The organism is Paenibacillus sp. D9, assembly GCF_001188365.1.
GTDB classification, from domain to species: Bacteria; Bacillota; Bacilli; order Paenibacillales; family Paenibacillaceae; genus Paenibacillus_O; species Paenibacillus_O humicus.
In genome coordinates this window covers 5,105,952-5,126,366 of record NZ_JZEJ01000001.1, presented here as the reverse complement: position 1 = coordinate 5,126,366, position 20,415 = coordinate 5,105,952, and the positions used below count along the sequence as shown (strand labels likewise).

The window sequence follows — 20,415 nt, the reverse complement described above, 5'->3', positions numbered from 1 at the left end:
GCACTATGATGTGGAGCGGTACAGTGGCTTCCTGGACATGCTCCAATTGCCCAGCTTGCGCAGCACCTTGCGCGTCAGCGGGATGCGGAGCACGAGCAGGCGCAGCGCCCGGGAGCGGAATCCGCTCTCCGGCTTCCATCCCGAGCCGCTCCTGACTCCCGTCCACTTTCCCAGAATCGCTCCGGCCGGCACGGGATCATCCGGGATGAAGCTCGTATCCCCCCGGAACAGAAAGACATCGTCTCCGTCTTCGCTTCCTATGGAGACCAGCCTGTGGCCGGTCATGATTCCATAGGCATTGACGAACAAGCATACATCCCCTACGGCCAGCTCAGCCGCATCCGTCGTGACGAACCGGCTGACATCGCCTTCCTGGATTAGGGGATACATGCTCATCCCGAAGGACGGCAGCTCGATGCTGCCGCGCTTGCGCAGCAAGGCGGCAACGATCGGAGCCATATCCTCTCCCCTGCTATCCATGCGTGACCAGTCCTACCCGGATCAGCTCCGCGATGAAGACTTCCGCGTCCCGCCTGGCGACCTCGCGGTCGACATCGTACTCGGAGGCGATCCGGTCGATAAGCTGCCCGAGCGTGTTGTGATGCTCCAGCTGCTCCCAGATATAACCGCCCATCTCGTTGACCTTGGTAATGGAGTGGCTGTCGAGATCAAGCAGCACCCACTCCCCGTCCATCTCCGCCGACTCGACGGATTCCTGCCGGCGCAGGATCCGGCCTGCCGATATCGTCATGAAATCTGCCCCCAGAATGCATCGTTTTTTTGAAAATAGAGATTGTACGCAGGCACCTTCTCGACAACCTCGCGGCATGCCGCGATCATCTTGCCCGTCTCCAGCTTGCTGTGCTTCCAATAGAACACCTTGTCCATAAGGCCGATCAGGGTGTCCACCTTGCCCAGCCGGACTCTCTGCACCTCCGGCGATTGGATGAGGAAATGGATGCCGCCAAGCGGACAGCTGCTCGCCTCGCCCCGCTCCTCGTTCTCGCTGCGCAGCGGCGAGTCCTGGATGACGATGCCGCCCTGGCCGTCGAACAGCAGGAGAGTCGCCTCGTCGGACAAGATCGGCCGCGGCGCCGACAGCTCGGCGACCGTGGACTTGCCCGCCCCGGAGTGGCCGACGAAAATCCATGCCTTGCCGTTCTCCACGACGCAGGAGGAATGGATCAGGAGGCCTTTGCGGCGGTGGATCAGCCAGGCGCTGTACCAGGTGATGAGCGCATGCTTGAGCGCCAGATCGTCGAATACCTTGAGATCGACGCTGCCGTAATCGGCCGAGACTTCCATCCGGTAGTCGATCCGCTTGTACGTCACCGTCTCGCCGTTGTCTTCGATCTCCACGGGACCGTCATCGTACATGGAGCCGTAGAAATCCGTTATGTACAGGTGGATGGATTCGACGGCTTGACCGCTGCCGTCCGCCGGCTCATCCATTTCTTCCGGAAACCGGCTGGCGATCCATTCCTTCAGATGCTCGGTCTGGACGTTGAAGACAAGCCGGTGATCCCTGATTCTCGACGTATACAGATACATATTGTATCACCCCATATGTGACAATTCGCCGCAACGATGCTCCGAGAGAGGGGAACGGCGGCTTGAAGCCCGTTCCCCCTCAGGATTGCCGGTGCGGTGGATTACTTCGGACCGTCGTAACGGTCCAGATACCCGAGCGGCTTGCTGCAGCCGCAGGGAGGATTGCCCGGATTGGAGCCGTAGAACAGCTTGCAGATGAACGGCTTCATCCCTTGGCTGACGCACCATTTGTAGAACCAGTTGTTGCTGATATTGACCGTTCCGAACTCGACCGTCTGATGCATAAGTACAGTTGGAGCCATATACGGCTTCATTGACATCCACCTCATCCAAAAAGCTGATCATCAACTTATTTTTTCGGAATCCAGCCTTCCGGGAAATCAAGCGGAGTCGAGATGCCTGATGCTCCTTTGGGGCCGATATTGCCATAAAACAGCCTGCAAATGAACGGCTTGAAGTTATAGCACTTGCACCATTCATAAAAGAAATTATTGCTGATATTGACGGTGCCGAACTCAACCGCCTGATGCATGATGATCCGGGGAGACTGATACGATTTCATGACACCCACCTCGCGTCCTTGAAGCTGAACTGCTTGTAGAAAAAGTTGTTGCTGACGTTGATGTTGGCCGTTCCGAATTCAACGGATGGATTCGGAATGACAGTAGGAGGATTGCAAGCCTTGCTATACTCCACCTCCTTTCTCCAATTTACGATACATTTTGTATCACGTCAAGAGGATTCCTTCAAGGAATTCCCTTGATATGACCAGAGGATCTTCCATTCATCGCCTTCCTTCGCCGCGTAGACCGTCTGCTCGAGATCGAAAGCGCCAAAGCTGCTCTCATAGAGCATCGTCACCGGCACGGCATAGACCTCCGGCAGCGCCGGACTGTCCTTGCTCATACGCCAGCCGCTCACCGTCTTGCCGCTTCCGAGCTTGAAGCTGAAGGTGTCGACGCCGAAGTCCTGCATGAATACATGGGCACGCTTCTGGATGTAGCTGTCCTTGGTGAAATGCTCCTTCATCTGGGAATGGAACAGCTCCCAGGACCCTCCGAAGTTGCCCTCCCGCTCCATCGTGTAGAAGCTCTCCACGACTTCGCGGGCGTCCCCCGAACCGTTTCCCTCCGCCAGTCCCGATATGCCCCTGACCAGCATCCAGGCCATCAGCAGCCCGGCTGCCGCAAGCAGAAGCTTGAAGACCGGAAATCTCCTTCTTCTCCGGAACAACGACATGACCCCCTGTCCGCCAAAAGTGCCTTAGAATATGCGGCCGGACAAGGATCTAGACCAGCGGAGGCCGATCGAGCAGCTGTATAGAATGAAGACCCCGAGGCTGCCGCCGATCAGATCGATCAGCACATCCTCGGGGTTCGGGGTACGCATGGTTGAGAATTGTTGGTTCAACTCGTCGCCGCAAGCGACCAGCAAAGTAAGCGCAACGACGTTGAACAGAAGAACCGGCGGATAGATGCGGTAGCACCGCTGCAGAGACCAGGCAATTCCCGCAAGCACTGCATAGACGAACAGATGCGCCGACTTGCGGAAGATGAACTCCAGGACGTCGTAAGGATCGGCGGCCGTGTCATACTCATGCCGGTTGTAGGTGAAACCGAGGCTGGGCAGGAGCGCCGCCGCCTGCTCGGCGCTGAAGCTTCTCTCCAGCGCGGGCTTGATCGTCTGCGTCTGGTAGGACTGGGAGGAGAACAAGAAAATAAGGGCGATCCAGGCTCCCAAGGATAACCATAACACCGGCTTCAGCCATGCTGTGCCGGCAGCAGACGGATTCTTGGCCATCGCTGGCGCGCAGGCTCCCTTCATAGGCGGAGATCCCCTTTCCTTCCATGGACTGTATTAATTCAATGCAGGCTGGACTTCCTGCTCCTGATGCTTCTTGAGCAGCTCGTGGATCTTGTCCCTCTCGCCTTGATCGACAATGTAATACCAGATTCCGTTTATCATCCTGCCTTGGCCGCTGATCTCCTGCTGCTCGATCTTCTCGATCTTGGGCCGGTAATTGATCAGCATATCCTTCATCGTGTCGAAGGAAATGTCCGTCTTCACGTTGCTGCCGATCTCCTCCAGCATGTCGCTGGCCTTCGTCAGGCTGCTGACCGTAAGAGCATTCTTCATTACCTGCTGGATGATATCGCGCTGGCGGGCCGTGCGGCCGAAGTCGCCTCGAGGGTCGTCGTAGCGCATGCGTGAATAGGACAGAGCAAGCTCTCCATTCAGATGGAGCTCCCCTTTATCAAATTTGTGTCCCTCGTAATCAAATGCGAAAGGATTTGTGACCTTAACGCCGCCAAGCAGATCCACGACTTTAGCAAACCCCTCCATGTTGACCTTCACGTAGTAATCCACAGGAAAGTCCAGGAAGCTCTCTACCGTCTGCACGGACATATTCACGCCTCCGAAGGCATAAGCGTGGTTGATCTTGTCCTCGACATCGCGGCCGACGATGGTCGTTCTCGTATCCCGCGGAATGCTCACCATAAGCAGGTCGTTTTTTTGCGGATTTGCCGCGAGCAGCATCATCGTATCGGAGCGGCCTTGATCGCCGGGACGTTGATCGACACCCATCACGAGTACGGTGAAGGGCAGATTATCCGAGTTCACGGCCTGCGCCGTTTTGGTCACGCCCGGATCCTTGCTGACGTAATTCGTGCGGCTGGTCGGCTCATACACCTTGTGGGCCGTCCCTTTCAAGTTGTTGTAGAGGTACCATCCGAAGCCGACGACGGCCAGCCCTGAAACGAGCAGGACGGAAAGAACGGAAATCAAAACCCGCTTTTGAATGATGCTCATCAGATGTCATACTCCTTTGTTCCGGCTCTCGCCGCGCCGCCTCCGAATAAGTTCCGCAGCCGGATCCGGTAAATTCGTGTGTACAGGGACAGCAAAGAGCCGCCCTTGTCTTCCCTGAATTGGGAACGCGCGTAATCGCGGGGCGGCAGGAAAAGATATCGCAAATGATTCAGCATCGCTCCCGCGGAATCATACATGACGAAGATCGACAGGAGACGAAAGAAATAGTACCGTCGGCTCTTGAGGCCAAGACCGGCTTCCCTCATCAGTTCTTCGTTCCAAAGCGGCCATCTTTTCCGCTCCGGCAAAGGCTTGATTTTCTCCAGCGATGGACATAGGGAGTATACCAGGGACAAAACCGTTATCAGCTTTGAGTAGTTTCCGTCTTTTCGAGCACGAGCCGTCATCGTTGCCCATCTGAGGGAAGGAGCTGTCTCGACAACAAGCCGAGCTACATCGAGGATATATTTCAGCGACAGCATCTGATGGTTGAAGCCGTGCAGGCAGATATGATACAAGCTGTCTTCGTCGGACAGCTCCCTCACCCCAGCATAACCCGGATAGGGCTGAGACCTTTCCCATAACCCTCCGGTATCCGTATCCGAAGCATGAGACCGGAGTATGTCCCAGTGGAGCTCAACCGCAAGAAACGGGAACATCGGATTGTCATAGAACTTATTGAACAGAAGATGGAAGTGGTCGCTGTCGGGACTGTCATCCTGTTGGAAGTCCATGCCGGACAGCAGCTTTGATGCTCTCTCCAAATCCTGCGGACGCACAAGCAGATCCAAATCGGTCGTAGGCCTTGCGGCGAAATGGCCGAAATATCTTTCTGCCATTCGAATCCCCTTGAGGGGGATGACAGGAATTCCGGCCGCATCAAATGCCTTCAGCAGCTTCTTGAGCTCCGAGCGGATCAGCATGTTCTGGAACAGGACCCGATCCGATTCCGCCTTGAGCTCGCTCTGCAGCCACGAGGGGACCAGGTCCATCCGGTCCATACGCAACAGATGGTAGAATTGGGTCCCCGTGAACGAATCCTGAATATCCGCCCAAGCCTCTCTCCAGTTCTCCTCTGTCATTCCATTCAAGGAATGGCGTCCATGAATCCGGTCCAGCAGCTTAACCGCTTCGCTTCTGTTCATAAGTCCTCCGTTAAAATAAAAGTGCGGGGCTTTGCTCTTTTACGCCTTTGTTCAGGTTCGGCCTGCCGACGGAATAATAGATGAAGGAAGTCTCCGCGAGCTCTTCTTCGGTGAATTGATTTCTTCCGTCAATAAGAACGGGCCGCTTGAGCAGCGTCTCCAGTCTCGAGAGCGGGAATTCACGGAACTCGGCCCACTCCGTAAGCAAGCAGAGGGCATCCGCCCCAGAAGCGGCCTCTTCCGCCGAGGAGCAGTAGTTGACATCCGGTGCATTCAGCTGGCTCCGGAAGTTGTCTTGGGCGACAGGATCATAAGCACGGATCTTTGCCCCTTTATTCAGCAGGGCTTGAATAATTTCGAAGGCCGGCGCATCCCGCACGTCATCCGTCTCCGGCTTGAAGGCCAGCCCCCAGATAGCGACCGTTCTGCCGCCGAGCTCGCCAAGAGTGGCTTCCAGCTTGCGGATGACGTTGAACCGCTGATCGCGGTTCACATCCACGACCGACTTCAGCAGCTTGAATTCGTAATCCACATGTCCGGCGATCTGGATGAGAGCTTCGGTATCCTTGGGGAAGCAAGAGCCCCCATACCCGATGCCCGCCTTGAGGAAGGACGGCCCGATCCGATGGTCGTAGCCCATGCCTTCCGCCACCAGCGTCACATCGGCTCCGACCTTCTCGCAGATGTTGGCGATTTCGTTGATGAAGCTGATCTTTGTCGCCAGGAAGGCATTCGAGGCGTACTTGATCATCTCCGCGCTGCGGATATCCGTTACCAGGATTTTGTCCGTAAGCGGACGGTGGAGAGCCTTGAGCCGCTCCTTCGCCATGACGCTGTCAGCGCCGATGACGATTCGATCCGGGTTGAGCGTATCCTTTACCGCAGAGCCTTCCCGCAGGAATTCGGGGACCGATGCGATGTCAAAATGATGGATCGAGTATTCAGCCAAAATGGAACCGATTTTTTCGTTCGTCCCTACCGGAACCGTGCTCTTCGTGACCACGATTTTGTAGCCGTTCATCGCCAGCGCAATTTCTTGCGCGGCTTGCTTGATATAGCTTAGATTCGCCTCTCCATTCGGAAGAGACGGAGTGCCGACAGCCAGAATCACGATATCCGATTGCTGGACGGCCGCGACCAGGTTCGTCGTGAAATGGAGCCTCCCCGCTTCGGTGTTTCGTTCGATCAGCTGTTTCAACCCCGGCTCGTAGATCGGCACCTCGCCCTGCTTCAGCATGTCGATTTTGGCCTCGATCTTATCCACGCAGACCACTTCGTTGCCGAGCTCGGAGAAGCATACCCCCGATACGAGGCCGACATAGCCCGTTCCAATGACAGCCAGTTTCATCCCTCTATCCGCTCCCTTATCCGATATGCTGCACATATTGCAAGATGTCTTCCCAGCTCATGCACAGCCGGACGATATCCTCCTCGACCAGCTCCTGGCCGCTCTGGACTTCGATCATCTCCAGATTCGTGACGGCTCTGACGCTATGCATCATTCCTGCCGGAACGAGCACCACATCACCCGGTAGAAGCTCCCGATGCTTGCCGTCCAGGATGAGCTCGCCGCGGCCCGAGGTGATCGTCCACACTTCGCTGCGCCGGGTATGATACTGATAGCTGAGGTTCTTCCCTTCCGCGATGCAGATTCGTTTGGTCAGCACTTCGCGGCCGTCTTCGTACTTGACGTAGTCGACCACCTTGTATGAACCCCATCGCCGTTCCTCGAACATAGGCCTCTGATCCTGGCTGCCATTCACGTCCTTGATTCGCGAGCTCACGGACTTCTCCGATACGAGAATGCCATCCGGGCTTGCCGCTACCACGATTCCTGAAAGGCCCATGACTGTGATGGGAATATCCAGCTCGTTGATGAGATGCGTATCCTTGCAGTCATCCGTTACAATTCCCTTGCCGATCACGCTGTCTTCCATCTCGTCGGTCAGGCTGTTCCAAGTACCCAGATCCCTCCATATGCCCTGGTAAGGAGTGACGACCATGCGGCTTAGATTCTCCACCACCTCATAGTCAAAGCTGTTCTTGGGAAGCTTGCGGTACTGCTTCACCATCTCGTCGTAGGAGATCGGGAGATTCAGCGAGATAAGCAGGTTGATGATCCGGTCCAGCCGGAATGCAAAAACCCCGCAGTTCCAAAGCGCTCCCTGCTCAATCAGAGCAGCGGCTTCTTCCCTCGGGGGTTTTTCCTTGAACTTATTTACCTGTTGATATTTATGCTCGGCATTTCTGGATTCATGAGGAACTATATAACCAAAGTTTTCGGAAGGTTGATCCGGAACGACACCGATCAAGGCGAGCTCGGCATCCGTTTCCTGAATCGCCTCTTCCAGCTTCCGGATGGATGCGTAAAAGGAGTCATCCACATAGGGATCGACCGGCATCACCGTGACCACTTCATGCAAAGATACGCCCACGACCGAGTACAGATAGACAGCAGCCAACGCGATAGCCGGGAAGGTATCCCTTCGCTCCGGTTCCACAATGATCGGAACGGCAGCCCCCAATTGGCTTTGCAGCACTTCGACTTGAGAGCGGCTGGTGGCGATATAGCTGTCGCCGGCCAAGCCTGCTTGCGCCAATTGCCGCCATACCCGCTGCACCATCGACTCATTCGCTCCATCCTCCCGCTTGAGGAGAGGGAGAAATTGCTTGGAGCGCAAATCATTGGAGAGCGGCCATAACCGCTTACCCGATCCGCCCGACAGCAGTACGGTTTTCATCGTTACCCTCCTCTGATTCCAGCGCCAGGAATTCCTTCAATCCCTCTCTCCAGTTCCGCATGGGCGGGAACCCGTTCTCCGACAAGGATTGGTGCCGCAGAACGGAATAGGCCGGCCGCTGAGCGGGACGAATGAATCGACTGCTGTCTACCGGAGCAAGCTCCACCTTCATGCCGGCTTCCTCAAAGATCGCTTGGGCAAATTCATACCATGAACAAGAACCCGAATTAGACACATGATAGGTTCCATAGTGATCGGATTGAATCAATCGCAACACACACTCGGCCAAATCGACCGTAAATGTAGGACTCCCGAACTGATCCTCAACAACGGTCAACGGTTTCCCTTGGCGGCCCAAATTCAGCATCGTCTTGACAAAGTTAGAGCCGTGAAGGCCATATACCCATGAGGTGCGGACAATAAAATAGCGTTTCGCCGCTGCCTTCACAAGCGTTTCCCCCAACAGCTTAGAGGCGCCGTATACGTTGATCGGGTTCGTCGCCGCAGATTCGGGAATCGGCTCAACGGCAGTTCCGTCGAACACATAATCCGTGCTCACGTACACAAGCTTCGCTCCAACGAGTTCGGCAGCTTCCGCCAGATATCCGGACCCATGGCCATTCACTCTCTCAGCCAGCTCACGCTCCGTCTCGGCTTGATCCACCTTGGTATAAGCACCGCAATGAACAATAATATCCGGCTGCAAAGCTTCCACGACTTCCAGAACTTCGCGCCGATCGGTGAAATCCAGCTTCTCTCTGCCGAAGGCGTGGACTTCATATCCCGCTTCCGACAAGAGAGAGGCCATATCCGTACCCAACTGGCCTTTGGCGCCTGTTACAATCAACCTTGTCTCAACCATGCGCAACGGGCTGCCTATACCGGATATCGTAGCTTTTGAGATATTGACCCGATTGGATATCCCTCCACCACTTCTCGTTAGCCAAATACCAGTCGATCGTTTCCACTATTCCGGTCTCAAAAGTGTACTTAGGCTTCCAGCCAAGCTTCGTTTCCAGCTTCTCCGGATCGATGGCATAACGGCGGTCGTGGCCTAGACGGTCTTCCACATAAACGATCAGATCCTTGGATTTGCCCAGGCGCTCCAGAATAAGCTCCACGATCTGGATGTTGGTCCGCTCGTTATGACCGCCTATATTGTAGATCTCGCCGGGAACGCCCTGATGCAGGACCAGATCGATAGCAGCCGCGTGATCCCTCACATGCAGCCAATCCCGGATGTTGAGTCCATCCCCGTAGACAGGAAGCTGCTTGTTGTCGAGAGCGTGGGTAATCATGAGCGGTATCAGCTTCTCCGGGAAATGATAGGGCCCATAATTATTGGAGCAGCGGGTAATATTGACATTCAAGCCATACGTTTCATGGTAGGCGCGAGCAAGCAGATCACCCCCTGCCTTGCTGGAGGAGTAGGGACTGTTCGGAGCCAGCGGCGTCTCCTCCGTGAAGTAACCTGTTTCTCCGAGAGAACCGTACACTTCATCTGTAGAGATTTGAATATACTTGCTTATTCCGTACGCTCTTGCAGCCTCCAGCAGAACCTGTGTCCCGGAAATATTGGTCGTTACGAAAATGCCGGGGTCGCTTATGCTCCTGTCCACGTGCGACTCGGCTGCAAAATTGACGATAGCGTCGATGCGGTGTTCTCTCAGCAGATGCCGGACAAGAGCTTCATTGCAGATATCGCCTTTCACAAAATAATAATTCCCGCTCTCATCGAGATCCGATAAGTTATCCAGATTGCCGGCGTAAGTAAGCTTGTCGATATTCACGATCTTGTACTCAGGATGCTCTTCGTGCATATGGCGGATGAAGTTGCTGCCGATAAAGCCGGCGCCGCCTGTGACCAGTAGGTTCATCTCTCTACAACTCCCTAAAAGTTATGTTCGGCTTCGTGAAATCCAGGATGGATCTTATCCTTATCCGAGAGAACGACTCGATCGGAAGGCCAGTCGATTCCAAGTGCCGGGTCATTCCACAGAATGCCGCGGTCATGCTCCTTGGAGTAATATTCATCCACTTTGTATACAACCTGAGTATTGGAGACGAGGGTACAGAAGCCATGTGCAAATCCGCGAGGCACGAGAAGCTGCCGCTTATTGTCTTCGCTGAGAATGAATCCTTGCCACTCCCCGTACGTAGCCGAACCCTGCCTTAAATCCACCACCACATCATAGATAGCACCGCTAATTGCACGCACCAGCTTGGTTTGGGCCTTTGGACTCAGCTGATAATGAAGCCCCCGAAGCGTTCCCGCCTCTTGGGATAAGGAATGGTTATCTTGAATGAAGCGATGCTCGATTCCTGCTGCTCTGAATGTTTCTTCATTGTAGCTTTCCGTAAAAAAGCCCCGATTGTCACCGAATACATCGGTCTCGACAATCAGGACTCCCTCGAGCTTGCTTGGTATGATTTTCATTTTTGGTCCGGTCCCCTCTACACGGATGCCAGCTTGCGGCCGAAGTTCAGATCGAAGGTATGGTTGCGGACAAGCTCATTGGCATGGGCCCAGGACTCATGCGTACCCGCATCCGTCCACCATCCATCCAGTACATCGTAGGTGAGCGAGCCTTGCTGAATATAGGCATTGTTGACATCCGTGATCTCGAGCTCGCCGCGTCCGGATGGTTTAAGACCTTTTACGATCTCAAATACATCGTTGTCGTACATGTAGATGCCGGTTACAGCCATCGAGCTCTTCGGCTGCTTCGGCTTTTCTTCAATGGACCGAATCAATGTTCCGTCCAGCTCAGCAACGCCATAGCGCTCCGGATCGTGAACTTCCTTGAGGAGAATCTTCGCCCCTCTGCCTTGACGCTTGAAGTTCTCCACAAATGGCCTCATGTCATCCTGGAAGACATTATCGCCAAGGATGACCGCCATCGGCTCGCTTCCAATGAAGCTGCGCGCCAGTCCGAGAGCTTGCGCGATGCCTCCAGCCTGATCCTGTACCTTATAAGAGAAGCTGACGCCGAATTCGAATCCGCTGCCCAAAAGATTAACGACATCGCCCATATGGTCACGTCCCGTGACAATGAGGATGTCGTCGATTCCAGCTTCTTTTAATTTGTAGATCGAATGGTAAATCATGGGGTACTGTCCAACCGGAAGCAAGTGTTTATTGGTCACCTTGGTTAGGGGGTAAAGTCTGGATCCTGTTCCGCCTGCTAGGATGATGCCTTTCATATTCATACAACTCCTTATAAATTCATTTTTAAGTTTAATGTTCTTTAACAACAACATTCTTTTTTATTAGTAATTTCAACATTTCATCTAAAACCCTTTTATTGAGTGTCTTATTTAAAAATAAATAGAATAATGCACTAAAAGTTGTTCCTCCAATACAAATCAGAGAATTATAACTTGATGCACCAAAATTCAGAATAATAATAGGTATCAACATAAGTAAGGATAAAATGAATTGCTTTATTAAGTTCCCATTATATTCCTTGCAACAAAATCCTAAAAATTTTCTAATTACATATATATAATTTAGTTGATATAAAATTAATTGCGAGATTAAACTTCCAAAAGCAATTCCCAAAGCTCCATTTACAAGAGCTCCACTAACGATACAAGGCAGTAATACCAACATAGATATAACAGTCCACTTAAAACTTATATCTGCCCTCCCTAGTGATATCAGTAAAGAACTATTTGGTTGGATTGTAGATCGAATGAGTCCCATAACTGATAATATTTGAATGAATATTATACTCCCGCTCCATTTTTCAGCAAACAACCAAGGAATTAATATTGGCGAAATAAAAATCAATCCAATATAAATAGGAAAATTGATAAAGCTTAAGTAGTGTATAACTTTAATATATCCTCTCTTTAATCTCTGAATATCAGATTGAACTTTTGAGAAAATCGGTAAAGAAACTTGAGTGATTATAGGATTAATTTTCATTACAGGTAATATCGCTATTTGATAAGCAAAAGTGTAATAACCTAAGGTTTGAGCTCCAAAAAATTTACCAATAATTATATAATCTAAATTAGTGCTAAAAAAGTGAATCGTTTTTTCACCCATTTGATAAAGGCCAAACTGAAAGTAGCTTTTAATTTCAGAAAAATTGAGACGGAAACTGGGTCTCCATACTCGTAGACCAAAACATACTAACAAAGAGGTTTTAATTATTGAGGTTGCCATTTGTCCCCATACTAATGACATTACTCCAGCGTTATTTAAAGCACTCATTAAAGCAAAACAAAATCCGCAAGAGTAAGAAATAATATCAAATTTCGCTAATAAATTAAACTTTAAGTCTTTAACAAACATTACCTGGAACTGCTGACCAATTGGGATTATTACAAAGATTAACGATATCCATAATAAAGGCTGGACTAGACGGACTTCGTTGTAAAAATAAGAGATGACTGGGGTAAAACAAATGACAATTATACTGACTAATAAGCCTGATAATAAATTCAAATAATATAAACTTGATAGCTCATTCTTATTTATATTTTGTTTAGATACAATTGCGTTTGAAATGCCTACATCACTATAGATTTGTGCAAATCCCACCACGACATTTATCATTCCCATTAAACCGAACTGGGTAGGTCCCAATAGGTTAGACAGAATAAATAACTGACTGAACTGGATGACTGTAAGTATTATCGTTGAAATAAGATTCCATTTTGATGCTCTAGCGCCCTGTAATGAAAGAGACATTCTCCCACCTGATTCTTTATGCATTTTTTAATTTTAGGACATGGCTATCATTCCCAATAATACTTCCCCAGATCTCAGATGTTCTTTTAATGGAATAGTTTTTTGATTTTTCGACTGCAGTTTGAGATAATCTTTGATAAAATTCGGGATCATCTTTTAATTTCTCAATTATACTTTGCATCCCGGATAAATCATTAGGCTCAAATAAAAACCCATCAGAGTTGTGTTCAATAATAGTTTTGGGACCTATTGCATTGGAAGATATTGGAACAGCACCGCATGCCATCCCTTCAATCAATACAATACCAAATAATTCCTCCCACTGATCATTAGTATTGGATGGAAGAATTATAATATGACTTTGTCTGTATAAATCGGCTAATTCCTTTTTATTTTCAACTTGACCATAAAACTTAATATTACTGTTTTTATTAGATTCATTTTTTATAATTGTTTCATAAGGACCACTGCCAACAAAGATCCATTCAATATTATCATCTTCAAATCTTTTAATCAGCTTTAATATGGTATCAATACCTTTTTCTTTGATAAGTCTCCCAGTATAAATTATCTTGAATTTTTCAAAAGACTTTTTTTCCTTTAAATTAAAGGTATCCTCATTAATACAATGGGGAATGACATTTATATTTTCTTCTTTTGTATATTTTAATAGTCCTTGCTTAACTTTATCTGTAACTCCAACTACTTTTATATCCGTTAAAAATTTGATCCAGAGTTTCTTTTGGCCCCAGAATCTCAACCTTTTGGGATACTTTGAATCATCCCAATAAGGCCACGATGAATAATAAATTATATTGTGTTTATTTTTCAGTAAATATAAATAAAAGATAAATGAATCGTAAGGAGCAGCACCTATAATTATTGTAGAATGTTTCATGAATAGAAATCTGATCAAATAAAACAAGTTAAACAATGACTTCCTCAACAATTTTCCATCTCTTTTTAATATGGATTTAATAAACTGTCTTAGAAAAGTGAATTCCACTTGGACTATATTACTTTGATTATTATAAAAAAATAAAGCCTCAAAATGTCTAGGAGCTCCATTTTCATGAAGAATATAAACTTTTGACATCTACATTCTTCATCCCTTTCCTTTTTGGAATAAATAGTAATGGATTCTGTTTTTTCGAAACAGCAGATGTACCAAGTCCAATCAGCAACCAATAAATAGCACCGGTTTGCTCCCAGTCAATCAATTCAAAGGTTAAACCTACAATTGATTGAGATAGCAAAACACAGCCTATCCACCAGATTACGTCATTTTTATTCACTATTAGTGAGTATATTAATTTTACAACCAATACCAACATTAATATTAAACCAATAAATCCAAAGTTAACCATGAAACTCAGAAACATGTTATCTATGGCTAGAAATTTATCAATTGGTGGATTTAAATTGAGTCTATAGATGCTCCCCCCTGAACCAAATCCAAAAATAAAGGACTTTAGAGATGAAGTTACTTCATTCCATGACCAAAAATACATTAATAGTCTGTGAGAAAATGAAGCGTCTCCTTCCGTAATTAATGATAGGCGATTAATGATGTTTCCTGACATAACCACTAAAAATGTTATAGAGATAATAAACAATACAAACACTCTTTTCTTAACTTTCAATTTTATTAATACTAGTGGAATAACAACGAGCAAAGAAATCCATGTGCCCCTTGAATAAGTGAGATAAATTGAATATGTGAGTAATAGTGTGAAAAATATATTCAATAATTTCATTTTCCGATTAGTCGGCTTGCTATTATTGAAAACACTTATAATCCAACATATTAATGCAGGTGTTAAGACAGCAGCCAGCACAACAGGATGACCTATTGTGCCCACGGCCCTAAAATCTGACATGTTGCTTCCCAAACCATTTCCAAAATTCTTAAATAGGAAACTACCTTCTACCGGTTTTATTATTGGACCAATAAACACAGAATAAATTACTAGGAGTGATTGTATGACCCCTCCATATTTTATTGCATTGATTAGCCTCGCCATATCGCCGTTAATAAAAACCATTCTACCGATAAAATAAGCCATTGTAAGAATTATTACTAAGTAGATACTTTTGGCAATATCAGATATGTTTATTAAATAAGATAGAGTAAAAAAATAAATCAATACATCCATAAAATTTATGTTTATCTTATATTTTTTAATAAAAAATAAACTAAAGAATATTATAGATGTTATAATAATAGTGACTTTTATTAATGAAAAATTACCACCATTAATACTGAATATAGATAAGAAAGGTAATGCCTGCACTGGAGGAAGATTCATCAGGAAGATAATTGACGTTATCAGCAAAATTGAACCTAGATTATATTTTTTTTTTGTTTTTATATTCATAAGTTCACCTACTTTAACTTTTTAGATAATTCCCATTCTTTTTGTTTATAGCATCAAAAATAGCTATGTATATTATCTTATATTTCTTCATCTTATTTGTTTCCTTTCTTAATGCAATTCTTATATTCTTTTTAATAAACTTAAAAATAAAACCTGCAAAAGCTAAAATCCTTCCTCTCCCCTTATAACATTTATTTATAAATAAATAAAAATTCCTGGTGTCATAATAATCTATAAGGGGGGAATGGTCTCTATATTTACTTCCAGTTGAAGCACTAACTTTATGCCACACTAATGAGGATGGTTCGTAATAGATTTTCCAACCATTCTGTTTTGCTCGATGATTTAACTCAGTATCTTCAAAATACAAAAAGAAATCCTCATCTAATTTGCCAATGTCATAAATCATCTTAGACCTTGCAAATAAGCTGCAGCCTGTTACAAAATCAACTTCCTCCGGAATATTAAAGAGTTTATTATCTCTATCACTTGTTAAAGATCCCCGATGTGATGAAATAGCGAATTTATTTATCGAGCCTCCTGCATACCAGATATCACTTGAATTATAAAAGTAAATTTTTGAACCAACTATTCCTATTAATTCGTCACTTTCAGCTCTGACCACAAGATTAGTTAATGTTTTTTCATCAATAATGGTATCATTATTTAATAACCATACATATTTCGACTCTTCTTTTAAAGCAATATCAATAGCAACGTTATTTCCACCAGAAAAACCAATGTTTTTATTCAAAAGTAAAACTTTGATACTCTCTTGGAACTTATCTTGGTTATAATACTCTCTTAGTAGTTGTCCAGAACCATCTGGAGAATTATTATCAACAAGATAAATTTTATAGTTTTTATAATTACTTCTCAGTATTGATTTTATACAACTAATTGTATCTTCAAAACCATTATAATTAACTAGAACAATTCCAATTCGAGGTTCTTTTAATTGATTTGATAATAATCGATCAAAAAAATAATTCACTTTTTCCGATTTCATTATTTTCTCATAAGAGTTTGAGACTGTTTCCCAATTATATAAAGTCAGTACTCGTTCTTTAAGTTCAGCTGACTCATCTTTCAGTTCAAGAACCTGCTTAAATTGCAAATCTAATTTCTCAATATCAAATAAAATTCCATTATTACCCAAAACTTCCTTACTGAACGGTCCGTTAATTGCCATGATTCTGTTACAAGATTTCATCGCTTCTAATAATGCAGGATTCGTTCCTCCAACAGAATTTCCATGCAAATAGCAGAATGCGTTTCTCCTTAATACTTCCAATTCTACGGGATTATAATTTGCTGGTGACACATTTACCCCATTTGAACCCGAAAGTCTTTTTAAGCTCAAAGTATAAGGGTTTTCCTCTTTCATACCTATGAGAAGAAATTTATATCCTTGTTTCCAAATTCCCGAGTTAATAAATCCACAGATAATCTCCAACGGTAAATTATCAGGTTCAAGACGTGTGATTTGTAAAAAATACTTGTTGGCATCTAATTTATATTTTTCAAGAACAGAATGTTTTACCTCTTCTTCAAAATCAACTGATTGTGGAACCCCATACGGTATAATCGAAGTTTTCTTATTAAATTTCTTTTTATAATAATCACTTATTGAAATAGAATCTGAAATTAATGTTTTATTAAACCTCCCTATTAAATATGAGGAAATAAAATAATATGCCTTAAAGGGAAAAGACCACTTTGCCCTTCTCCACTCTAATCCATCGGTATTTATAGCCATTGGTAAGCCAGATAATAATGTTATAAAAATTCCTGGGAAATTAGCATTATTAAACCAAAAGACATAATCATATTCAGCTCTATGTTTCCTAAGATATAGTCCTGTATAAATAGCGGATACAAATGTATCAAGTTTTTTCGATTTGCTACCTTTGACATAGATCATTTTTCTGGAATCATAGACTTCCGATGGTCTTGGAGATTCGCTTCGTCCAAATATATGACATGTATATCCTTTAGATGTAAACCATTTTGTTATTTCATCTACCGCTGTCTCAAAACCACCATATGCTGCTGGAATTCCTCTAGTACCACAAAAAGCAATAGCTTTATGATAGGATGAGGGCAGTTTCTTTCCCATTAGTTAATTCTCCTATACTCTCAAGATATTTTTTAGAAGCTTCTATCCAGGTCCATTTTTTTGCTTGAATTAGTCCTTTCTCTTTTAAAGCAAGTAAAGATGAGGAATTTTCAATAAAGTCCATCAGTTGATTTGCAATATCCTCATGTTTATTCGGATCAATCAATATTCCCGCATCTCCCACAACATCCGGTATGGCTGTTGTATTTGAAGACACCACTGGAACCCCACAAGCCATTGCCTCTATGGGTGGAATGCCGAACCCTTCCGCGAAGGTTGGATAAACAAAAACAGATGCAGCCCGATAAATATGCGGGAGCATCTGATCATCTACAGAATCTATAATGTTCACGTAGGGTTTTAACTGCAATTCATCAATTTTCTTGAAGAAGTCCTGGAAGCCAAAATCCGGCTTGCCCACGATAACAAGATTTCCTACGGGTATATTCTTTTCCAGAAGAATTTTATAGGCTTTAAGCAAGGCAATGTGATTCTTTCGAGGTTCGATACGTCCAACCGTTAAAAGATAATCCCGCACTCCATATTTTTGTTCAATTAATGCTTTTGATTCATCCTTATTTTCAGGAGAGAATCGACTTAAATCGACTCCATTGGGAACGACTTTCACTTTATGCTCCGGTATTCCGTAGAGCTCCATGATTTTGTTTTTCGAGTATTGAGATACGGTGTGGACCTGCTTCGCTTTCTGAGCGGAATACCTGACCAGGATTTTGTTGCGAAGCACTTCTTGTTTGGAGAAGTATTGAGGATGGGTTTCAAACAAGATGTCATGAATGGTGCAGATCGTGTCGCAAGGGACCATCAGAGGGGAAATGTATTGAGTGTGGTATAGATCAATTTTGCTGCTTTTAAGAAGCGGCCGGGATTCATAGGTCAACCGTCTGACTTTGGAACCGGATTTAAAATTGATGTATTCCGCTTCATTGCTATAGGGAAGGTCCGCTTCATTTCCCCAATGTCCAAAGAAGACATAGTCTTCGGGATTGCTTTGCTTTAATACTTCTTTGTATAAGTTGAGCAGATAAGTACGGCTCCCCTGAAACTTCCCGGCAAGAACATGAGCATCCACGCCAATCCTCATTTATCTCTCTCCTTCATTCAAAAAAAAATCAAAATGCGTCCCTGGAACCGAACAAAACCTTGACGGTTTTGAACAAAATATTGATATCAAATGGAAGACTGCGTTTTTGTATGTACCTAATATCCAGTTCCACCATCTCTTTAAAGCTCAAATTATTCCGCCCGCTGACCTGCCACAACCCCGTGCAGCCAGGCGTTACCTTAAGCCGCTGCTTGTCATAAGCCGTATACTCGGCAACTTCCCTTGGAAGAGGCGGCCGCGGTCCGACAAGCGACATATCCCCGCGCACGACATTCCACAATTGCGGAAGTTCATCAATGCTGGTCTTCCGGATAAATTTCCCGATCCTCGTAATTCGCGGATCATCCTTCATCTTGAACATGGCGCCTTGAATTTCGTTCTTCTCCAGCAGATCAGCCAGCAGCTCCTCCGCATTGGATACCATCGAACGGAATTTATACATATGGAACGGCCGCTCTCCCTTGCCGACCCGCTTCTGGGAGAAGAACACCGGGCCCTTGGGGTCCTCGATCTTGATCGCGATGGCGAGCAGAAGAAAGACCGGCATAAGAAAAATCAAGCCAATCGAAGCGGCCACGATGTCCATCGCACGCTTCATCATCAGATAACCCGTCAAATTCCTTTTGTTTTCCGCTGCGTAGGAGGAGTAGTAGGCGCTCGATTCCAGGACAGCTTCCGCTTCCTTGCGGTTCGGGTTCAAACTCATCTTCGATCACCCCAGCTTGATAGAATTGGTTGTATTGGAGTACTCTTCAATGAGCTCTTCAAGGGCGGTCAGCAGCGGATGCTTCAGCTCATCATTGCGCAGCGCGAAGTCGATCGTCGTCAGGATAAACCCGAGCTTCTCTCCGACGTCATACCGTTTCCCGTCAAAGTCGTAGGCGTATACGCCCTGAGACTCGTTCAGCTTCTGAATCGCATCGGTCAGCTGGATCTCTCCGCCGGCTCCGATGTTGTGTTCGCCAAGATAATCGAAGATCTCCGGCGTGAATACGTAGCGCCCCATGATCGCCAGATTGGAAGGGGCTTGCCCTCGCGCCGGCTTCTCCACGAATCTCTTGACTTGAACGAGGCGGCCCATCGTTTCGAGCGGATCCACGATGCCGTACCGATCCGTCTGATCGATGCCCACGGTCTGGACGCCGATGACCGAGCGGCCGGTTTCTTCGTATTGCTGCATCAGCTGCCTCGTGCAGGGAACCTCTCCCTGTACGATGTCGTCGCCGAGCAGGACGGCGAACGGCTCGTTGCCGATGAAGTTGCGGGCGCACCAGACGGCATGGCCGAGCCCCTTCGCTTCTTTTTGCCTTATGTAATGAATATCCACGTTGGAAGACTTCTGCACCTCGCTGAGCAGGCCGAGCTTCCCCTTCTCCATCAGGCTGTGCTCCAGCTCGAATGCGATGTCGAAGTGGTCTTCAATCGCTCTCTTGCCCTTGCCTGTGACGATGATGATGTCCTCGATGCCGGATTGCACCGCTTCTTCCACAATGTACTGGATGGTCGGCTTGTCGACGATCGGCAGCATTTCCTTCGGCATCGCCTTGGTCGCGGGCAGGAACCGGGTCCCCAGCCCCGCAGCCGGAATAATCGCTTTTCGAACTTTTTTCATACCGTCACCTATCCTTATCCTTTTTCTCTCTGGTTCTTCCAGTCCTATCCTTGGGAAAATGCCAAAAAAACGAGTCATGTTTTCGTTGAAAGCGGAAACATAACCCGTTTTTCTGCCATTTCGTTAGTAAAACCGGGGCATTCAACCCCTCCTCACACCGTACCATCGACGATTCACGTCTAAGGCCCACTCATGAGCCCACAGCACGGCCGAGTGCCTGCAGTGATAAAGGT

The 20,415-nt window shown here is 46.7% G+C and carries 23 protein-coding genes; all 23 read right to left on the bottom strand.

Annotation, left to right across the window (positions count from 1 at the left end):
- Positions 1–3 precede the first annotated feature (3 nt).
- Positions 4–459 carry a hypothetical protein gene (locus tag VE23_RS22870; RefSeq protein ID WP_048744812.1) on the bottom strand — a complete coding sequence of 152 codons (456 nt, stop codon included), beginning with the start codon at positions 457–459 and terminating at the stop codon, positions 4–6.
- Positions 460–472: 13 nt separating this feature from the next.
- The gene (locus VE23_RS22865; protein WP_048744811.1) at positions 473–751 is read right to left on the bottom strand and encodes a PqqD family protein; all 279 of its coding nucleotides are present in this window, start codon (positions 749–751) and stop codon (positions 473–475) included.
- A complete protein-coding gene (locus tag VE23_RS22860; RefSeq protein ID WP_021877355.1) occupies positions 748–1,551 on the bottom strand; it encodes a hypothetical protein in 804 nt (267 codons plus the stop codon). The genes VE23_RS22865 and VE23_RS22860 overlap by 4 nt, the downstream gene beginning before the upstream one ends.
- Positions 1,552–1,652: 101 nt before the next feature.
- Positions 1,653–1,865, bottom strand: a complete 213-nt coding sequence (locus VE23_RS22855; protein ID WP_157054030.1) for a hypothetical protein — start codon at positions 1,863–1,865, stop codon at positions 1,653–1,655.
- Between the two features lie 35 nt (positions 1,866–1,900).
- Positions 1,901–2,113 (bottom strand): hypothetical protein, encoded by a 213-nt coding sequence (locus VE23_RS22850; protein ID WP_021877353.1) that lies wholly within the window; start codon positions 2,111–2,113, stop codon positions 1,901–1,903.
- Positions 2,110–2,247: a hypothetical protein gene (locus tag VE23_RS26735; protein ID WP_021877352.1), complete on the bottom strand. Its 138-nt coding sequence runs from the start codon at positions 2,245–2,247 to the stop codon at positions 2,110–2,112. The genes VE23_RS22850 and VE23_RS26735 overlap by 4 nt, the downstream gene beginning before the upstream one ends.
- Before the next feature lie 36 nt (positions 2,248–2,283).
- Entirely contained in the window at positions 2,284–2,784 is a 501-nt protein-coding gene (locus VE23_RS22845) for a hypothetical protein (RefSeq protein WP_049869252.1), read from the bottom strand.
- Positions 2,785–2,814: 30 nt separating this feature from the next.
- Positions 2,815–3,375 carry a VanZ family protein gene (locus VE23_RS22840; protein ID WP_049869251.1) on the bottom strand — a complete coding sequence of 187 codons (561 nt, stop codon included), beginning with the start codon at positions 3,373–3,375 and terminating at the stop codon, positions 2,815–2,817.
- A 33-nt stretch (positions 3,376–3,408) separates the two neighbouring features.
- On the bottom strand, positions 3,409–4,362 hold the full coding sequence (locus VE23_RS22835; protein WP_084781634.1) for an LCP family glycopolymer transferase: 954 nt from the start codon (positions 4,360–4,362) through the stop codon (positions 3,409–3,411).
- Positions 4,362–5,507, bottom strand: coding sequence for a nucleotidyltransferase domain-containing protein (locus VE23_RS22830; RefSeq protein ID WP_049869250.1), 1,146 nt, complete (start codon positions 5,505–5,507; stop codon positions 4,362–4,364). Before VE23_RS22830 ends, VE23_RS22835 begins: the two co-directional genes overlap by 1 nt.
- Before the next feature lie 10 nt (positions 5,508–5,517).
- The gene (locus tag VE23_RS22825; RefSeq protein WP_049869248.1) at positions 5,518–6,855 is read right to left on the bottom strand and encodes a UDP-glucose dehydrogenase family protein; all 1,338 of its coding nucleotides are present in this window, start codon (positions 6,853–6,855) and stop codon (positions 5,518–5,520) included.
- Positions 6,856–6,871: 16 nt separating this feature from the next.
- Positions 6,872–8,248, bottom strand: coding sequence for a sugar phosphate nucleotidyltransferase (locus VE23_RS22820; RefSeq protein ID WP_049869247.1), 1,377 nt, complete (start codon positions 8,246–8,248; stop codon positions 6,872–6,874).
- Positions 8,214–9,110, bottom strand: a complete 897-nt coding sequence (gene rfbD / locus VE23_RS22815) for a dTDP-4-dehydrorhamnose reductase (RefSeq protein WP_049869245.1) — start codon at positions 9,108–9,110, stop codon at positions 8,214–8,216. Before rfbD ends, VE23_RS22820 begins: the two co-directional genes overlap by 35 nt.
- Positions 9,103–10,125 carry a dTDP-glucose 4,6-dehydratase gene (gene rfbB / locus VE23_RS22810; RefSeq protein ID WP_049869244.1) on the bottom strand — a complete coding sequence of 341 codons (1,023 nt, stop codon included), beginning with the start codon at positions 10,123–10,125 and terminating at the stop codon, positions 9,103–9,105. Before rfbB ends, rfbD begins: the two co-directional genes overlap by 8 nt.
- A gap of 14 nt (positions 10,126–10,139) precedes the next feature.
- On the bottom strand, positions 10,140–10,685 hold the full coding sequence (gene rfbC / locus VE23_RS22805; protein WP_049869243.1) for a dTDP-4-dehydrorhamnose 3,5-epimerase: 546 nt from the start codon (positions 10,683–10,685) through the stop codon (positions 10,140–10,142).
- Between the two features lie 17 nt (positions 10,686–10,702).
- Positions 10,703–11,452, bottom strand: coding sequence for a sugar phosphate nucleotidyltransferase (locus VE23_RS22800; protein WP_049869242.1), 750 nt, complete (start codon positions 11,450–11,452; stop codon positions 10,703–10,705).
- A 34-nt stretch (positions 11,453–11,486) separates the two neighbouring features.
- Positions 11,487–12,950: an MOP flippase family protein gene (locus VE23_RS26140; protein WP_198156208.1), complete on the bottom strand. Its 1,464-nt coding sequence runs from the start codon at positions 12,948–12,950 to the stop codon at positions 11,487–11,489.
- A 16-nt stretch (positions 12,951–12,966) separates the two neighbouring features.
- Positions 12,967–14,046, bottom strand: coding sequence for a glycosyltransferase family 4 protein (locus tag VE23_RS22795; RefSeq protein ID WP_084781632.1), 1,080 nt, complete (start codon positions 14,044–14,046; stop codon positions 12,967–12,969).
- The gene (locus VE23_RS22790) at positions 14,021–15,328 is read right to left on the bottom strand and encodes an O-antigen ligase family protein (RefSeq protein WP_049869239.1); all 1,308 of its coding nucleotides are present in this window, start codon (positions 15,326–15,328) and stop codon (positions 14,021–14,023) included. The genes VE23_RS22795 and VE23_RS22790 overlap by 26 nt, the downstream gene beginning before the upstream one ends.
- Positions 15,329–15,341: 13 nt before the next feature.
- Positions 15,342–17,447 carry a DUF1972 domain-containing protein gene (locus VE23_RS26135; protein ID WP_084781631.1) on the bottom strand — a complete coding sequence of 702 codons (2,106 nt, stop codon included), beginning with the start codon at positions 17,445–17,447 and terminating at the stop codon, positions 15,342–15,344.
- Positions 17,416–18,549 (bottom strand): glycosyltransferase family 4 protein, encoded by a 1,134-nt coding sequence (locus VE23_RS22780; RefSeq protein ID WP_049869236.1) that lies wholly within the window; start codon positions 18,547–18,549, stop codon positions 17,416–17,418. The genes VE23_RS26135 and VE23_RS22780 overlap by 32 nt, the downstream gene beginning before the upstream one ends.
- 28 nt (positions 18,550–18,577) lie before the next feature.
- Positions 18,578–19,276: a sugar transferase gene (locus VE23_RS22775; RefSeq protein WP_049869234.1), complete on the bottom strand. Its 699-nt coding sequence runs from the start codon at positions 19,274–19,276 to the stop codon at positions 18,578–18,580.
- 6 nt (positions 19,277–19,282) lie between these two features.
- Positions 19,283–20,182: a UTP--glucose-1-phosphate uridylyltransferase GalU gene (gene galU, locus VE23_RS22770; protein WP_049869232.1), complete on the bottom strand. Its 900-nt coding sequence runs from the start codon at positions 20,180–20,182 to the stop codon at positions 19,283–19,285.
- Positions 20,183–20,415: the final 233 nt, after the last annotated feature.

Coding starts and splice junctions, on each gene's coding strand:
- VE23_RS22870 (WP_048744812.1), bottom strand. CDS start 459: ATGGCTCCGATCGTTGCCGCCTTGCTGCGCAAGCGCGGCAGCATCGAG.
- VE23_RS22865 (WP_048744811.1), bottom strand. CDS start 751: ATGACGATATCGGCAGGCCGGATCCTGCGCCGGCAGGAATCCGTCGAG.
- VE23_RS22860 (WP_021877355.1), bottom strand. CDS start 1,551: ATGTATCTGTATACGTCGAGAATCAGGGATCACCGGCTTGTCTTCAAC.
- VE23_RS22855 (WP_157054030.1), bottom strand. CDS start 1,865: ATGAAGCCGTATATGGCTCCAACTGTACTTATGCATCAGACGGTCGAG.
- VE23_RS22850 (WP_021877353.1), bottom strand. CDS start 2,113: ATGAAATCGTATCAGTCTCCCCGGATCATCATGCATCAGGCGGTTGAG.
- VE23_RS22840 (WP_049869251.1), bottom strand. CDS start 3,375: ATGAAGGGAGCCTGCGCGCCAGCGATGGCCAAGAATCCGTCTGCTGCC.
- VE23_RS22835 (WP_084781634.1), bottom strand. CDS start 4,362: ATGAGCATCATTCAAAAGCGGGTTTTGATTTCCGTTCTTTCCGTCCTG.
- VE23_RS22830 (WP_049869250.1), bottom strand. CDS start 5,507: ATGAACAGAAGCGAAGCGGTTAAGCTGCTGGACCGGATTCATGGACGC.
- VE23_RS22825 (WP_049869248.1), bottom strand. CDS start 6,855: ATGAAACTGGCTGTCATTGGAACGGGCTATGTCGGCCTCGTATCGGGG.
- VE23_RS22820 (WP_049869247.1), bottom strand. CDS start 8,248: ATGAAAACCGTACTGCTGTCGGGCGGATCGGGTAAGCGGTTATGGCCG.
- rfbD (WP_049869245.1), bottom strand. CDS start 9,110: ATGGTTGAGACAAGGTTGATTGTAACAGGCGCCAAAGGCCAGTTGGGT.
- rfbB (WP_049869244.1), bottom strand. CDS start 10,125: ATGAACCTACTGGTCACAGGCGGCGCCGGCTTTATCGGCAGCAACTTC.
- rfbC (WP_049869243.1), bottom strand. CDS start 10,685: ATGAAAATCATACCAAGCAAGCTCGAGGGAGTCCTGATTGTCGAGACC.
- VE23_RS22800 (WP_049869242.1), bottom strand. CDS start 11,452: ATGAAAGGCATCATCCTAGCAGGCGGAACAGGATCCAGACTTTACCCC.
- VE23_RS26140 (WP_198156208.1), bottom strand. CDS start 12,950: ATGTCTCTTTCATTACAGGGCGCTAGAGCATCAAAATGGAATCTTATT.
- VE23_RS22795 (WP_084781632.1), bottom strand. CDS start 14,046: ATGTCAAAAGTTTATATTCTTCATGAAAATGGAGCTCCTAGACATTTT.
- VE23_RS22790 (WP_049869239.1), bottom strand. CDS start 15,328: ATGAATATAAAAACAAAAAAAAAATATAATCTAGGTTCAATTTTGCTG.
- VE23_RS26135 (WP_084781631.1), bottom strand. CDS start 17,447: ATGGGAAAGAAACTGCCCTCATCCTATCATAAAGCTATTGCTTTTTGT.
- VE23_RS22780 (WP_049869236.1), bottom strand. CDS start 18,549: ATGAGGATTGGCGTGGATGCTCATGTTCTTGCCGGGAAGTTTCAGGGG.
- VE23_RS22775 (WP_049869234.1), bottom strand. CDS start 19,276: ATGAGTTTGAACCCGAACCGCAAGGAAGCGGAAGCTGTCCTGGAATCG.
- galU (WP_049869232.1), bottom strand. CDS start 20,182: ATGAAAAAAGTTCGAAAAGCGATTATTCCGGCTGCGGGGCTGGGGACC.